The organism is Coralloluteibacterium thermophilum, from assembly GCF_042654365.1.
GTDB lineage: Bacteria > Pseudomonadota > Gammaproteobacteria > Xanthomonadales > Xanthomonadaceae > Coralloluteibacterium > Coralloluteibacterium thermophilum.
Genome location: NZ_JBHSGG010000001.1, coordinates 1 through 14,401, shown reverse-complemented (window position 1 = coordinate 14,401; position 14,401 = coordinate 1). Strand labels below are relative to the sequence as shown.

At 65.6% G+C, this 14,401-nt stretch carries 19 protein-coding genes; 11 read left to right on the top strand and 8 right to left on the bottom strand.

Annotation, left to right across the window (positions count from 1 at the left end; all coding sequences use genetic code 11):
* Nucleotides 1-145 precede the first annotated feature (145 nt).
* From ACFO3Q_RS00095 to dsbD, 4 genes are read right to left on the bottom strand one after another with little or no spacing between them, the layout of a single operon-like run.
* The gene (locus tag ACFO3Q_RS00095) at nucleotides 146-652 is read right to left on the bottom strand and encodes a DsrE family protein (RefSeq protein WP_157825093.1); all 507 of its coding nucleotides are present in this window, start codon (nucleotides 650-652) and stop codon (nucleotides 146-148) included.
* A 41-nt stretch (nucleotides 653-693) separates the two neighbouring features.
* Nucleotides 694-1,524: a thiol:disulfide interchange protein DsbG gene (dsbG, locus tag ACFO3Q_RS00090; protein ID WP_153854610.1), complete on the bottom strand. Its 831-nt coding sequence runs from the start codon at nucleotides 1,522-1,524 to the stop codon at nucleotides 694-696.
* Nucleotides 1,524-2,378 (bottom strand): TlpA disulfide reductase family protein, encoded by an 855-nt coding sequence (locus ACFO3Q_RS00085; RefSeq protein WP_228756294.1) that lies wholly within the window; start codon nucleotides 2,376-2,378, stop codon nucleotides 1,524-1,526. Before ACFO3Q_RS00085 ends, dsbG begins: the two co-directional genes overlap by 1 nt.
* Complete coding sequence (dsbD, locus tag ACFO3Q_RS00080) at nucleotides 2,375-4,330, bottom strand: protein-disulfide reductase DsbD (protein ID WP_236511795.1); 1,956 nt, start codon at nucleotides 4,328-4,330, stop codon at nucleotides 2,375-2,377. Before dsbD ends, ACFO3Q_RS00085 begins: the two co-directional genes overlap by 4 nt.
* A 153-nt stretch (nucleotides 4,331-4,483) precedes the next feature.
* On the opposite strand from dsbD, the gene ACFO3Q_RS00075 reads away from it, so the two are divergent.
* Entirely contained in the window at nucleotides 4,484-5,149 is a 666-nt protein-coding gene (locus ACFO3Q_RS00075) for a response regulator (protein WP_100441021.1), read from the top strand.
* Complete coding sequence (locus tag ACFO3Q_RS00070; RefSeq protein ID WP_100441022.1) at nucleotides 5,146-6,474, top strand: ATP-binding protein; 1,329 nt, start codon at nucleotides 5,146-5,148, stop codon at nucleotides 6,472-6,474. Before ACFO3Q_RS00075 ends, ACFO3Q_RS00070 begins: the two co-directional genes overlap by 4 nt.
* A 39-nt stretch (nucleotides 6,475-6,513) precedes the next feature.
* Here the strand turns inward: ACFO3Q_RS00070 and ACFO3Q_RS00065 are convergent, their stop codons facing one another.
* From ACFO3Q_RS00065 to ACFO3Q_RS00050, 4 genes are read right to left on the bottom strand one after another with little or no spacing between them, the layout of a single operon-like run.
* Complete coding sequence (locus tag ACFO3Q_RS00065) at nucleotides 6,514-7,278, bottom strand: MBL fold metallo-hydrolase (RefSeq protein ID WP_100441023.1); 765 nt, start codon at nucleotides 7,276-7,278, stop codon at nucleotides 6,514-6,516.
* Nucleotides 7,275-7,715, bottom strand: coding sequence for a protein tyrosine phosphatase family protein (locus ACFO3Q_RS00060; protein ID WP_100441024.1), 441 nt, complete (start codon nucleotides 7,713-7,715; stop codon nucleotides 7,275-7,277). The genes ACFO3Q_RS00065 and ACFO3Q_RS00060 overlap by 4 nt, the downstream gene beginning before the upstream one ends.
* Before the next feature lie 36 nt (nucleotides 7,716-7,751).
* Nucleotides 7,752-8,537: a sulfite exporter TauE/SafE family protein gene (locus ACFO3Q_RS00055; RefSeq protein ID WP_024890245.1), complete on the bottom strand. Its 786-nt coding sequence runs from the start codon at nucleotides 8,535-8,537 to the stop codon at nucleotides 7,752-7,754.
* Entirely contained in the window at nucleotides 8,534-8,848 is a 315-nt protein-coding gene (locus ACFO3Q_RS00050; RefSeq protein WP_043689608.1) for an ArsR/SmtB family transcription factor, read from the bottom strand. The genes ACFO3Q_RS00055 and ACFO3Q_RS00050 overlap by 4 nt, the downstream gene beginning before the upstream one ends.
* A 117-nt stretch (nucleotides 8,849-8,965) precedes the next feature.
* Here ACFO3Q_RS00050 and ACFO3Q_RS00045 point away from each other — a divergent pair, with 117 nt between their 5' ends.
* The 9 genes from ACFO3Q_RS00045 to ACFO3Q_RS00005 all read left to right on the top strand — a co-directional run bounded on the left by ACFO3Q_RS00045 (nucleotide 8,966) and on the right by ACFO3Q_RS00005 (nucleotide 14,395).
* The gene (locus ACFO3Q_RS00045) at nucleotides 8,966-9,838 is read left to right on the top strand and encodes an MBL fold metallo-hydrolase (RefSeq protein ID WP_100441026.1); all 873 of its coding nucleotides are present in this window, start codon (nucleotides 8,966-8,968) and stop codon (nucleotides 9,836-9,838) included.
* Nucleotides 9,835-10,251, top strand: a complete 417-nt coding sequence (locus ACFO3Q_RS00040) for a YeeE/YedE family protein (RefSeq protein ID WP_024890248.1) — start codon at nucleotides 9,835-9,837, stop codon at nucleotides 10,249-10,251. The genes ACFO3Q_RS00045 and ACFO3Q_RS00040 overlap by 4 nt, the downstream gene beginning before the upstream one ends.
* On the top strand, nucleotides 10,251-10,667 hold the full coding sequence (locus ACFO3Q_RS00035) for a DUF6691 family protein (RefSeq protein WP_024890249.1): 417 nt from the start codon (nucleotides 10,251-10,253) through the stop codon (nucleotides 10,665-10,667). The genes ACFO3Q_RS00040 and ACFO3Q_RS00035 overlap by 1 nt, the downstream gene beginning before the upstream one ends.
* Before the next feature lie 9 nt (nucleotides 10,668-10,676).
* On the top strand, nucleotides 10,677-11,216 hold the full coding sequence (locus ACFO3Q_RS00030; protein WP_100441027.1) for a protein tyrosine phosphatase family protein: 540 nt from the start codon (nucleotides 10,677-10,679) through the stop codon (nucleotides 11,214-11,216).
* Between the two features lie 26 nt (nucleotides 11,217-11,242).
* Nucleotides 11,243-11,437 (top strand): isochorismatase family protein, encoded by a 195-nt coding sequence (locus ACFO3Q_RS00025; protein ID WP_052338391.1) that lies wholly within the window; start codon nucleotides 11,243-11,245, stop codon nucleotides 11,435-11,437.
* A gap of 28 nt (nucleotides 11,438-11,465) precedes the next feature.
* Nucleotides 11,466-11,660 carry a hypothetical protein gene (locus tag ACFO3Q_RS00020; protein ID WP_377002461.1) on the top strand — a complete coding sequence of 65 codons (195 nt, stop codon included), beginning with the start codon at nucleotides 11,466-11,468 and terminating at the stop codon, nucleotides 11,658-11,660.
* A 490-nt stretch (nucleotides 11,661-12,150) separates the two neighbouring features.
* The gene (locus ACFO3Q_RS00015) at nucleotides 12,151-13,107 is read left to right on the top strand and encodes a DUF932 domain-containing protein (protein ID WP_377002460.1); all 957 of its coding nucleotides are present in this window, start codon (nucleotides 12,151-12,153) and stop codon (nucleotides 13,105-13,107) included.
* Between the two features lie 3 nt (nucleotides 13,108-13,110).
* The gene (locus ACFO3Q_RS00010; protein WP_377002459.1) at nucleotides 13,111-13,428 is read left to right on the top strand and encodes a hypothetical protein; all 318 of its coding nucleotides are present in this window, start codon (nucleotides 13,111-13,113) and stop codon (nucleotides 13,426-13,428) included.
* A gap of 76 nt (nucleotides 13,429-13,504) precedes the next feature.
* Nucleotides 13,505-14,395, top strand: a complete 891-nt coding sequence (locus ACFO3Q_RS00005; RefSeq protein WP_377002458.1) for a YqaJ viral recombinase family nuclease — start codon at nucleotides 13,505-13,507, stop codon at nucleotides 14,393-14,395.
* Nucleotides 14,396-14,401 lie beyond the last annotated feature (6 nt).

The window sequence follows — 14,401 nt, the reverse complement described above, 5'->3', positions numbered from 1 at the left end:
TACAGGAGCCGACCCTGGAGCAGCTGGCCGGCGAGCCCCCCCCTCAGTGACTGCCGACGAACTCCTATTGCGGAAGGCACCGAGATCGGTGTCCGGAGACCATCGCTGGGCACAGTCGATTCAGCCAGCGGCGTCTGCTGCTGGTTCACAGCGGAACCAGCGCATAGCCTTGCTGCTGCAGCGTGATGATGCTGGTCAACGCCGAAAGCGATATTGCGATGCTGGGTGCCAGCGAGTTGCTGTCCAGCTGCCGGGAGTGCAAGGCCTGGCCGCACACGAACATTTGCACTCCCGCCGCCGACAGTTGCGCGATCAGCCCGAGGTTCGGGTTAGCGACCCCATGGCGGACGCGGTACGCGGGATCAGCCAGCGCTGAATCCGTTGCTCCTTCGCTGAGCAGCACGACGAAGTCCAACTGCTTCTTCGTCACTCCGCTTGCCTTGAGCAGGTTGACGGCGCGCGCGACCCGCTCCAAGCCCGGATCCGTCGCAGCGGGTGAAGCCGGCGCTACGGTCAGGCTGAATACCGCCCGCTGGCGCATTTTCGGGTCGGGTTGGTGGGCGGCGTCCGGCAGGACGATCGCTTTGCCATGCATGGCGGTAGTGTGGGCGGGAGACGTCGCCGGCGTCGCCGCCTGCGCGAAGTAGGTCATGCCCGCCAGCACCAGGCCCAATAGCAAGGATGTGCCCCGCATCAGCGCGGTCCGAGCACGGTGGCCAGGTCATCTGGTGCCGGCATGCCGGCTCGGCGCTGGACCGTGCCGTTGTCGTCGCGGAACAGGATGCCCGGCGTGCCTTGGAACCCTAGTTGGACCATCAGTCTTTGGTTCGCATCGAGGGTGGCGCGCACATTGGCGGGCACGGAGGCCGCCGGCTTGATGCCGCCTGAGCTGTAGCTGGTTTCATTGCGACGGAGCGCCTCCGACGGCGAGCTGGCGGTCATGATCGTGGCAACCTTGTTGGCGCTGTCCGGACGGATCACACCGACCATGATGTGCCGCAGTTGCACCTTGCCCGAATCCACCCACGGCCGCGCTGCACTCCAGAACTTGTTGCAGAACGGGCAGTTCGGGTCGCTGAACGTGTAGATCACGCGGGGCGCATCGGCCTTTCCGTCGGCGATCCATTCGCTCGCCTCCAGCAGTGCCCAGGTGCGGGCCGACATCGGACCGGCGACAAGTCGCTGCAGCGCCTCGGCGCCGATGTCCTCGCCCTTTGCATTGATCAGCGTCCCAACGACGGCATGTTCGCCGTCGTTGGTCGCGTATACCGCCACGGGCTGCTGGCCTGCGACGCCTGCAAAGCCGCGAAGACCCGATGGGGCGTCGAACTCGCCGAGCACTTCGAAACCCTGGGCTTCAATGGCTTCGATCACGGCGGGCCTTTCAGTCTCCGGGTTGCTGGTGGCGTTCGTTGGGACAGCCGGTGCGGTGGAAACCGACTTTTCCTCGGCGGCCTGACTGCAACCGGTGGCGAGCAGCAGGGCGGACGAAAGCAGTATTGCAGTGGGGTTCACTCGTGCCATCACGGCACCTCCTTGGTTGGAAGGGTTGGGGGACTCGATGAGGGCGCAGCACCGAAGCGCCGCAGCTTTACGGCAAGGCTCGCATTCGAGAGTTCGCCCATGTGGGTGTCCACAAGCCGGCCGTCGGCATCGAAGAACAGCGTCGTTGGCAGGCCGCGCGAGCCGGACTCCTGCATTACGGACGAGAATGGATCGAGCAGCACATTGCTCAGTTGCAGGTGACTCTCGCGCAGGTAGTCACGGATCTCCGATTCGGATTCCCCCTGATTGACGAAGACGAACGTCACGTCGCCGCGTTCTTCCTGCGCCTTGGCCAGGACCGGCATTTCGCGGCGACACGGCGGGCACCACGTCGCCCACAGGTTCACGACCATCGGCTCGCCGGTCATCGCCGAAAGCTTCGTGCTGCCGCCGTCGAGCGTGCTCAGTTCGGTTGCCGGCAGTTTCATCACCGACTGCTGCATCAACAGCAGCGCGCCACCGAGAACGGCCCAGGAAGCCAGCCCTGCGATCGCACCGAACAGCAGCGGACGTCGCAGCGCGGGAGCGTTTCGCGCTCGCCATGCGCCGAATGCGAGGCCCGCGAGCACGCCCGCCCAGATCGAGAAGCCGCCGTCGCCGATGCGGACAATTGACCACGGATCCGCGAGGTACTGCGGCCACCATGCGAGCACGAAGGCTAGCCGCGCCGCGAGCACGCCGACCATCAGCATGTCGAGGAACGTCGAAAGCGGCTTGATCGCGGGTTGCCCGGGCAAGGGCACAACGAACTGCCGGGCGACCAGTGCGGCAATCGCGAGTGCGACCAGCAGCACCACCAGGGACATGGGAAACGGGCCAAGACTGACCATCATTGCGCTCCTTGCTGGACGCGCTGCAGGCGGGCCAGGAATGCTTCGGGGGTGATCTCGCCCACCGTGCGCTCGGCGCGGTGTTCTTGGCCGTCGGGTCCGATGAGCAGCAACGTCGGCGGACCGGCCACCTGCCATGCCTTCATCAATGCCCGATCGGCCACATCGTTGGCGGTGACGTCGGGCCTCACGACCTGCATGCCGGCGAGCATCGATGCCACCTGCGGATCACCGAACACTTCCCGTTCGATGACATGGCAGGAAACGCACCAGTCGGCGTAGAAATCGACCAGCGTCCATTGGCCTCGCGCACCGGCTTCGGCGATGCGACGTGACAGGTCGTCGGCCGTCTTGGCTTGGACGAAGGCGACCGTCGGCGCGGCTGTCTGCGCACTCGCATCGCCGGCACCGAGTCGTTCCAGGGGGCGCCACGGATCGCCGGAGCCGCTGGCACCGCCAATCATGAGTGCCAGTGCCCAGACCGCCGACGCGGCTGCAAAATAGCGCGGCAGCCACAGGCGCAGCGGGCCGCTTGCAGGCGGTGCGACCAGGGCCAGGAAACCCGCCGCCACGCCGAGCAGCCAGGCGCCCCATAGCACCAGCGCCGTCGCCGGTGCCAGCACCCGCGCCAGCATCGATATCGCCAACGCCAGCAGGACGTAGCCGAAGACCGCCTTGACGCGATCCATCCACGCGCCAGGGCGCGGCAGGATGCGTGCGCCGAACACCGCAATCGCGAGCAGGGGCAATCCCATGCCCAGCCCAAGCGCGAACAGCGCCAGGCCGCCGGTCAGCGCGCTGCCGGACTGGCTGATGTAGAGCAGCGCGCCGGCAAGTGGCGCAGTCATGCACGGTCCCACCAGCAGCGCGGACAGGAACCCGAGCGCGGCGGCGCCAGCGAGCGTGCCGCCGCGCTGCTGGCGACCGGCGCGATCCAGGCGGTTGCCGAGCCACGCCGGCAACTGCAGCTCGAACGCACCGAACATCGACAGCGCAAGCACCACGAACACCGCCGCGAAGGCGCCCAACAGCCACGGGTTCTGCAAGGCCGCCTGCAGGTTGGCACCGGCGATCCCGGCGGCCACGCCGAGCGCGGCGTAGGTCAACGCCATCGGCAGAACGTAGGCCACCGACAAGGCGAGCGCACGCCGCGTGGTCGGCTGTCCGCCAACGATCAGGCTGGAAACGATCGGGATCATCGGCAGCGTGCACGGCGTGAACGCGAGCAGCAGCCCCATGCCGAAGAACACAGCGACCGACGCGAACAGGCTGGCATCGGCGAGGCGGCTGGCGAAGCGCTGGTCCTCGCCGGCAACGGAAGGCGCCGGGGCGGCCTCCCTGATCGAGCCCGTGACGGATGATGCGCCGACGCCTGCCGAGTTTTGTGCGACGGAGGCCGCAGAGGGGGAGGTGGGCGGCTGCGGGGCGCTGTCGCTTGTCGCCTTTTCCGAGGGCGGCGTCGTCGCTGCGGTGTCCACAGCGGCATTGGTTGCCGGTGGCGTCTCGACCGATGGCAGATCGACCGGCATGGTCTGCGGCGGATAGCAGATGCCGGCATCTGCGCAGCCCTGCCAATGCAGCGTCGCCGAGCGTGCGTCGCCACCATTGACTATGATTTCGACAGTGTCGTAATAGACCTCGGTGCGGCCGAAGAACTCGTCGGTTTTCGCCCTGCCGTTCGACAACTGCAGCGGCAACGCCTTGCCGCCGTCGAGAACAACGCTCAGGCGGTGTCGATAGAGGTAGTAGCCCGGCGCGATAGTGCCGCTCAGCCGGGTCGCGCCATCCTTCACGGCCGTTGCCTCGACCCTGAACACCTCGCTGACCTCGAGGAACTCGGGCTGCTGCTGCCCGCTCGGTGGTGCGAGCCAGCCTTGCGCCATCGCGGGCACGGGAACCGCCAACATCGGCAACATCAACAGGCTTAGCAACAACCGGCGCAGCAACAGCATCATTCAGTACTCCGGAGATCCAGGCCGGCCACGATGAAGGCGCGCGATTAAGTCACGATTAAAGGCCCCCCAGGCTGGAGCCATGACCCGGCGGTGGCGACGCCGGGTACCCTGCGCTAGGGTGCAGCGCGCATCTGGTTTCCGGAGTTGGCATCAATGAGGATCCTGGTCGTTGAGGACGACGAATTGATCGCCCGGGGCATAGTCTCCGGTCTTCGGGCTTTTGGAATGACAGCCGATCGCGTGGAGAGCGTCGCGCACGCCGAACTCGCGCGACAGACGACCCATTGCGACGCGATGGTGCTGGACCTTGGGCTGCCCGACGAGGACGGTATGCAGCTGCTGGTGCGCATGCGCCAGAGCGGTGATGAATTGCCGGTGCTGCTGCTGACCGCGCGCGATGCGGTGGAAGATCGCATCGCCGGCCTGCAAGGCGGCGCCGACGACTATCTGGTCAAACCGTTCGATCTCGGCGAGCTCGTGGCACGGCTGCACGCCTTGTCGAGGCGTGCCGCTGGCCGCAGCGTGAACCTAATCGAAGCCGGTTCACTGGCGCTGGATCCCGCCAGTGGGCAGGCTTGGCTCGACGGCATACCCGTCGACCTGTCGCGTCGCGAGACCGCACTGCTCGCCAGCCTGATGCAGGCAGGCGGGCGCTGCCTGTCCGGCGAACAGCTCAAGGACAGCCTGTACGGTTTCGAACAGGAGGTCGGCAGCAACGCAATCAACGTGCACATCCATCACCTGCGCCGGAAACTCGGTGCCGATGTCATTCAAACCGTGCGCGGACTCGGATATCGGTTCGGCAGGGCCGAGCCATGAGCCTGCGATTCCGCCTGGTGCTGACAATCGGCATCGCCTTGGCGGTGCTGTGGAGCGTGGCGGCGGCGTGGATGCTGCGTGACCTCGATCGCAACCTGCAGCATACCCTCGACGACCGGCTGGCGATGTCGGCACGCATGGTGTCCGGACTGCTGGCGCAGGGCGCGTTGGTGGGCGCCTCGCCGGTAGCGGCGGCTGATGCGGTGACCGTTGCCGGCAGTCGCGGGATGGCGTGCCAGATACGCTCGCTGCGTGGGGAGGTGATCGCCACCACCCAGGGCGCATCCAGCGCACTGATGGCGACCGACGCGCCGGGCTATCGCACGCGTGAGATCGAGGGTACGGCGTGGCGTACCTACACGCTGGAGGCGAACGGTTACAGCATTACCACTGCCGACAGTCTCGGTGAGCGTGCCGAACTGAGCCGCCAGATCGCGCTGGCGGCCGGGCTGCCGTTCCTGATTGCCGCGGTGGGTGGCTTGCTTGCGTTGTGGCTGGGCGCGGGCCGTGCGCTCGCGCCGCTCGATCGGCTGCGTCGCACGCTTGCGCAACGCCAGCCCGATGCCGACGAGCCCCTCGACGCGCAACCAATGCCGGGCGAACTCCGGCCATTGGTCGAATCCCTCAACCACCTGCTGCAGCGCGTTTCCGACGCGGTGTCACGAGAGCGCAGCTTCACCAACCATGCTGCGCACGAACTGCGCACACCCTTGACTGCGATCGACACTCACCTGCAGGTTGCGCGGCTGACTGGTGGCGAGGACTCACGACGTGCGCTGGCCGATGCCGGTGAAGGCGTGCAGCGTATGCGTGCGACGCTGGACCAGTTGCTGATGCTGGCGCGGGTCGAAGGACGGCTGCCGTTCGACGACGGACAGTGGATCACCGCCGCGCAGGTGGTGGAGCAGGCGGTGGCGGCCAGCAGTCCGGCGGCCAATGGCCGGGTCGTTGTCGTGGCTGGAAGCGGTAGTCAGGCGGTGCCGGCGGTGCCTCCCGCGCTGTCCGTGGCGGCGTTGCGCAACCTCGTCGACAACGCGTTGCGCTATTCGCCTCCGGGAAGTGCCGTAGACCTTGTTGCTGATGCCGATGCCACCACGGTACGGTTCCGTCTGACCGATCGTGGCGCTGGTCTCGAACCTGACGAGTACCGGCAGGCGACGCAACGGTTCTGGCGAGGACGCGCGACCGGCAGCGCAGGAGGCAGCGGGTTGGGGTTGACGATCGTCGAGGCAATCGCCGAGCGTCATGGCGGGTACGTGGTCTTGCGTCCCAGGGAGGGAGGTGGGACGGTCGCGGAGCTCGTCCTGCCGAGGCAGGACGGTTAGATTCGGCGGCCGTGGAATGCCTCCAACCCCCGACCTTCGCTAACCTTGGGGGCTTTCCGCCATTTCCTGACAGTACTGGCGAAGGTGCTCCGGCAGGTCCGGAGGACACTGCCCGCACGCCTTGTTACCCGGCACGGCATAGTCGATGAACTTCGGGTATGGCAGGTTCAGGTTTTCCATCAGCTCGATGAAATCCTCGAGCGTGCGTTCGGCGCCGAGCCGCGGGTTGCGCTGCTTCTCCTGCGCGATGCTCGATACCCACCGCCCCTGGTAGTCATGCGCCGGGTACACGAGCGTCTCGCCCGGGAGGCCGAACAGCCGACCGCGTACGCTCTCGTACAGTTCACGCGCGTCGCCGCTCTGGAAGTCCGTACGGCCGCAGCCGTCGATCAGCAGCGCGTCGCCGGTGAACACGCGGTCATTCATCACCAACGCGAAGTGGTTGTCGGTGTGGCCGGGCGTATGCATCGGGTCTATGCGCACGCCGCCGACCTGCAGGGGGACGCCGTCTTCCATCGGCACGTCGGTACAGGACAATGCATCGAGCGCGGGGGTAGCGATGCGGCTGCCTACCTCCCGCCGGAGCATCGACGCCGACGTGATGTGGTCCGCATGAATGTGCGTGTCGATCGTCATAACGAGATTCAGACCGAGCTCGTTGACTACCTGCAGGTCGCGCTGCCAGGCGGGCATCACCGGATCCACGAGGGCGGCTTCGCGCGTTTCGGGGCAGGCGATCAGATAGGTGTAGGTCGAAGACACCGGCTCGAAGAGCTGGCGGAAGATGGTGGCGGGACCGATCATGACCGGGCTCCTTCGTTTTCCGCGAGCGCGACCACCGCCGGCTCCAGCGTCGCCAGACCGGCCTCACGGCCGCGCTTGAGCGCCGCTTCCAGCGAGCAGCCGCGGTTGAGTGTCGCGTCAAGCGCGATCATTGCGCCCACGCGGTTGGAACTCGCGCAATGGATCAGGACCCCGCCTTCGCGGCGCGCATCGTCCAGCGTCTGGCCGAACTCGCGCACCCGGGCTCGGTCGAGATCGGCGGCGCCGGCGATCGGCAGCGATACGTAGTGCACGCCGAGCCGGGCGGCCTCGGCGGCTTCGTCGTACTCCGCCGGCTCTTCTGGGGCACGCAGATTGATAACCGTACGCACGCCCTCGCGCACGAGTTCGGCCAGATGCGCAGGCGTGGGCTGCCCACCGGCGTAGTGATCTTCAGCGAAGCGCCAGGGTGTGTTCATGGGAGCCTCCGGAACGTTTGCGGGGAAGAACGAAATTCAGATCCAGCCGAGTTCACTCGCGGTGCGGTACAGCATGTACACCGCGACGACGACGATCAGGCCGGCAAGCACCGTGTTGAGCACGCCCTTGCGGTCGCCCAGGCGTGTGGCGAGGCGGGCGCCAAACAGACTGCCGACCGCGCCGCCGCCGATGAACGCCACCGCAAGCGACCAGGCGACCAGTCCGGAGCTCGCGTAGCTCAATGCGGTGGTCAGTCCGAAGGCGGTAACGGCGAGCAGCGATGAACCGACCGCGAACAGGATCGGCATGCCGGTCGAGGCGATCAGGCCCGGTACTACCAGAAAGCCCCCTCCAATACCGAAGAAACCCGACAGGAGCCCGGTGACCGCGCCCGAACCCAGCAGCTTCGGCGCGTTGCCCCGATTGAGCACCACCGCCGGATCCCCTTCACTTCCGCGCGAGCGGAACATCATGCCGGCGACCACGAGCATCAGGAGCGCGAACAATGCAAGCAGCTGCTGCCCGTCCATGGCCTTGCCGAGCATCGCCCCGAACCACGCGCCCAGCACGCCGGCGATAGCGAACGCCGCGGCGCAACGCCACTTCACGTTGCGCTTGCGGGCATGGTTGGTCAGGCCGATAAGTGCGTTGGCCGCAACCGCAAGCGCGCTGGTGCCGATCGCCACATGCGGGTCGCGCACCCCGACGAGGTAGACCATGAGCGGGACCGCGAGAATGGAGCCGCCGCCACCGACCAGCCCGAGCGTGAAGCCGACGACGCCGCCGGAAATGACCCCCATCACTAACTGGAACGTGGTCATTGGACAGCCTCCTGGCTGCCACAGTAGGCGGCGTATAGCGTATCGAGCACGCTTGCAGCAGGGCCCTCGGCTAGCGCGTAGTAGATGGTCTGCGCCTCGCGACGCGTCGTGACGAGCTGCATCTCGCGCAGTACGGCCAGGTGCTGCGACAGGGCGGACATGCTGAGCCCGGTAATCGGCTGCAACTCTCCTACCGAAGCCTCGCCCTCGACCAGCTGGCACAGCACGAGCAGGCGTGCCGGATGGGCCAGTGCCTTCAACAGTGCGGCCGCTTCATTGGCATGCTGCGCCATCTGCTCGGTCGAGGGCATCGGACGTATCTTCTTTGATGAACGGGCCATGGCGGATGTAGTTTAGTAAGTTCTTGACAAGGACAGGTGACGAATGTAATGTAGCAGTACCTAAAGTACAGAGCAAGAAGCTGTCAAATGAATCCGCAGGTGCAGAGCTTTTACGACCCGGCCACGTTCACCTTCACCTACGTGGTCTACGATCGTGACGGTGGCCATGCCGCCATCGTCGACCCGGTGCTCGACTACGATCCCGCCTGTGCCCGAACCTCGACCGCCTCGGCCGACCGCGTGCTCGCGTTCGTGCGCGATCATTCGCTGATCGTGGACTGGATCCTTGAAACCCATGCGCATGCCGACCACCTGACGTCGGCGGCATACCTCAAACGCGAAACCGGCGCGAAGGTCGCGATCGGTCGCGGTATCACCCAGGTGCAGGAGCGCTTCAAGGCGCTGTTCGGGATGGAGCCGGAGTTCGCCACCGACGGCCGCCAGTTCGATCGGCTGTTCGCCGATGGAGACACGTTCGCCATCGGCGAGCTCGAAGCGCGTGCGATCGCGACGCCCGGTCACACCGACGATAGTCTGACCTATCTCGTTGGTGACGCCGCGTTCGTGGGCGATACGGTGTTTGCCCCTGAAACGGGCACCGCGAGAGTGGACTTCCCAGGGGGCGACGCGCGCAAGCTCTACCGATCGATCCGCACCTTGTTCGATCTGCCCGCCGACACCCGCCTGTTCCTGTGCCACGACTACCCGCCGGCCGAGCGCGAGGCGCATCCGCAGAGCTCGCTCGACGAGCAGAAGCAGCGCAATGTGCATGTGGGCGGCGAGGCAGATGAGGAGACGTTCGTGAAGTTGAGGACCGAACGGGATGCAAGACTGGCGGCGCCCAAGCTGATTCTGCCGGCGTTGCAGGTGAACATTCGCGCTGGCGAGCTGCCGCCGACGGACGCGAACGGCATCCGCTACCTGCGGCTGCCCCTGAACCAATTGGGAGGTGAGGCATGACCACGTGGATGATCGCCCTGGCAGGCGGGGTGCTGATTGGACTGTCCGCGACGTTGTTGCTGTGGCTCAACGGACGGGTCGCGGGCGTCAGCGGCATCCTCAACGGCGTTCTGTTCCCGAAGGCAGGTGATGTGTCGTGGCGCGCCATGTTTTTGCTGGGCTTGATCGTCGCCGCGGGCCTATACATGGCACTGGTGCCCGGTGCACCACTGCCGCGGACGGACTATTCGCGAGTCGGGCTGGTGGTCGCCGGGCTGCTGGTGGGCTTCGGCACGCGCATGGGCAACGGCTGCACGAGCGGCCACGGCGTGTGTGGGCTCGGCCGACTGTCCATGCGCTCGCTGGCGGCCGTCCTGACCTTCATGGCCACGGCCATTGCAACCACCTTCCTTGTGCGCCACGTCTGGAGTTGATGATGAAGTTCTCGATTGCCGCGCTGCTGTCGGGTGCGCTGTTTGGTCTGGGGCTGGCAATGTCGGGCATGACCGACCCCCGCATCGTGCTCGGCTTCCTCGACGTGTTCGGAGATTTCGATCCGACGCTGGCGTTCGTCCTCGGCGGCGCCGTCACCACCACCGGGCTGCTGTTCCGCTTGGTGCTGCGCCGTGGCAGCCCGGTGCTCGCCGATACGTTCCAGCTGTCGAACCTGAAGCAGGTCGACCGCAAGCTGCTCGGCGGTGCGGCACTGTTCGGAATCGGCTGGGGTATCGCCGGCTACTGTCCAGGTCCTGCACTCGCGGGCCTGGGGATCGGCTCGGTCGAAGCGCTGTGGTTCATCCCGGCCATGCTGGCTGGCATCCTGTTGCACCGTGTCGTCAACCGCGCCTGAGGTTATGCCATGAAGCCTATTCCATTGCTCTTCCTTGTCGTTGCGCTCGCAGGCCCCGGCTGCGCCTCCGCCACGTACCCGACTGCACTGCCGACCGTTGCGGATGCGGTGTCACCTGCGCCGGGCATCGTGTCGGCGGGGCGGCTGGATGCCGACGACATCTCACGCGTGCGTGATGCTGGCATCCGCCACGTCATCGACCTCACCTTGGATGCGGAGACGCCAGATTTCGACGAGGCGGCAGCCGTCCGCGCGGCCGGCCTTCTGTACTCCAACCTGCCATTACGCGGTGCAGTGGATCTCACCCGTGAGAACGTGATGGCGTTTGATGCCATTGTTCGAGACGCGAAACGTCCGGTGCTCGTGCACTGTGCCAGCGGCAACCGTGTCGGTGCGATGGCAGCGCTCCGGGCCGCATGGGTGGACGGAAAGGAGGCCGATGAAGCGATCGCGATCGGAAGAACCTGGGGGCTCAAGGGTCTTGAAGAAGAGGTGCGCCGCAGGATCGAGGCCGACGCTTCCCAGGCCAGGAGCAAGGTCCCGGGCTAACGACCGCTGCGTGCCGGGTCCGGTCAGTGCCGGACTGCGTCCATGATCCGGTAAGCGTTCGCGCCGGCGACCTGCCGTTCTTCGTACCCGGCACCGAGGGCGTGCTGATACATCCGAAGGTAGCCCCCCAAGACGACGAGCACGTCATCACAAAGAACTATCCGAACTCGTTCCACAAGACGGACCTCAAGGAGACACTCGATTCCGACGGCATCGAATAAGTCACGGTTATTGGCCGATGAGCCACATGTGCATCGACGCGACAACTTGCGCCGCGGCTATTTTGGTTACAAGACAACGGTCGTGCACGACGCCTGCGCAACCCGCGAGCTCGAGTTCGATGGGAAGAGCGTGCCCGCCGAGCAAGTGCATACGGCCCTGATGTCAACGCTCGCATTCGGGTATGCGGAAGTCATTTCAGCCGACACCTATCTGGCCGCATGACATCTGTTGGGGCGTGCAGCGCGATTTGCTTGGCGGTAAGTCATCGGCCGCTCTCTCATCCCGGGCGTTGCTACGTGATGTCCGCTCTTGGCCGAGAGCGGACGCACCATCTCATACTTCCAGGCTTTTGGGGCCTTTTCTGGCTCATGGGGACTGACTCACTGGCGATTTCGTCCGAGCGTGAGTGGATAATGCGCAAAGAGTCGATCTAAGAAAATCTCAGCCACATATCACCTCGTTGAAGCCAGTAGGGTCTGGCTTTGCGCACGGGCACAGCGCTCCTTGTGCACCTTGAAGATGGCTTCCTTATGAGTGACAGGTCCGAGGCGGTCTACTGCGTTCTTGTAGTAGTCGCGGCGGCTCTGGTGAGCGTCGCCAGATGCGTCAGCTGCAAACGCCCAAGATTTCCGTAATCCAACCCGCGACAGACCACGAGGCCCGGCATTTGCCGGGCCTTGTGCGTTTATGCCCAAGAGTTAGGAGAAGAAAGATGCACCTGGTTGAAACAATGGCCTATGCCGGCGAGCGGCCGTGGCACGGGCTAGGCAACAAGCTGGCGCCGCAACAGCCCATCGAGGTCTGGAAGCGAGAGGCAGGGATGGACTGGTCGATCGAAGAGTCCGAAGTCCGTTACGTGGTCGGCAAGAACGGGATCGGGGCTATCAACGCTTTCCCGGAACAGAAGGTCCTGTACCGGTCAGACACGCAAGCCCCGCTGTCCGTCGTCTCCAAGCGCTACAAGGTCGTCCAGCCGGGGGAGATTCTGGAGTTCTATCGCGACCTGACCGAGGTCGGCGGCTTTGAGCTGGAAACGGCCGGCGTACTGCGCGAAGGCCGTAAGTTCTGGGCCTTGGCCAGGACAGGGCAGAGCACGGTGCTCAAGCGGAAGGACCGCGTCGAAGGCTACCTGCTGCTGGCCACGGCCTGTGATGGGACGCTGGCCACCACAGCCCAGTTCACCTCGGTTCGGGTCGTTTGCAACAACACCTTGGCCATCGCGCTGGGCAGCAATGCGGGCGCCGTGAAGGTGCCGCACCGCAGTCAGTTCGACCCCGACGTGGTGAAGCGTCAGCTGGGGATCACCGTGTCGACCTGGGATTCGTTTGTGGCCCAGATGAGGGCGCTGGTGGACACCCCGGTGGATCCGGACTCGGTGGACGGCCTCCTGCGCCGCGTGCTGACCTACCCCAACCCCGACGGGCAGGGAGTCGCGGTCAACGAGCAGGCCTTCACGGTTGCCCGTGCGCTGTACGACGGCGCGGGCAGGGGTTCGGAGCTGTCAACGGCCAAGGGGACAGCCTGGGGCGTCCTGAGCAGCGTGACGGAGTTCGTTGACCACCACCGGCGTGCCAGGAGCGACGACCACCGCAGGGATGCGGCATGGTTCGGGGCGGGCGCCCAGATCAAGCAACGGGCCTGGGACGAAGCCATAAAGCTGGTGGCCTGAGCGATGGACGTCGATCAGCTCGACGTTGCGTACATCGCCATAGGGGCCAAGCAAGCACTGGACAAGAGTGGGGCTCCGTACGCGAAGGTCCCGTGTCAAGGGGAGTTGGGCTACGTCCAGGCATGCATCGATCAGGCTGAGCTTCTGACTCGGGCCTGGCGCGCATGTAGTGAGGTGTTTCCCGGTGTCTGGTGCTACGAGGTGGCCGAGCCCTTCGGCGTGGCCTTCGGCAAGCACCTCCTGGCCGGAGGTGGTCCTGAGAGCGCTCAGAGCATCCTCAACGGAGTGCTGGCCTCAGCGATGGCGACAACCCCGGTGTAGGTTCCGTCTCTGTAAAAGCAACCCAGAAGCCCGGCCTCCCCACGGAGGCCGGGCTTCTTCTATTGGAGGATTGGAAATGAGCAGATCAGCGGCGATTCGCCTGGTCGGCACGCGCTCGATGGAGCGTGAGGAGTGGTTGGAAGTCCGCAATCGCGGAATCGGGAGCTCCGATGCTGCCGCTGCGGTGGGGCTCTGTCCCTACAAGAGCCAGCTTGAGCTCTGGATGGAGAAGACCGGGCGGACGACCCGGGATGATGAACCCGGCCAGGACAGTCCCATGTACTGGGGCACCCTGCTGGAGCCACTTGTGGCCGGTGCGTATACCGAGCAGACCGGACGGAAGGTCCGCCGGGTCAACGCGGTGCTTCAGCATCCGACCTACAGCTTCATGCTGGCCAATGTCGACCGGGAGGTGGTTGGCGTTCCGGACGTGCAGATCCTGGAGTGCAAGACGGCCGGGGAGTACGGCTCACGACTCTGGCGGGACGGTGTGCCCGAGTATGTCCAAATCCAGGTCCAGCACCAGCTGGCCGTCACCGGCAAGGCGGCCGCAGACGTGGCTGTGCTGCTCTGTGGCCAGAAGCTGGAGGTGCACCGGATCGAGCGCGACGAGGACGTCATCTCGCGCCTGATCGTGCTGGAGGCCAGGTTCTGGGAGCACGTGACCCAGGATACCCCGCCCCCGGCGGATGGCAGCGACTCTGCCGCCCGAGCCCTGCGCAGCCTCTACAGCGGCAACGACACCAGTATCGACTTCAGCGAAGACGCCGAATTGTCGGCCACCTTCGACGGGCTGGTGCTGCTCCGTGACGAGATCGCCCGGATGGACAAGCGGGCCGAGCAGATGCGCCAGCAGTTGGAGCAGTCCATGGGTGAGGCCTCTCGGGCGATCTTTCCGAGTGGCGAGATCACCTGGGTTCACCCCCGTTTTCACGGACACTTACGAGAAGGCCGATCAAGGCCATGAGGAGTG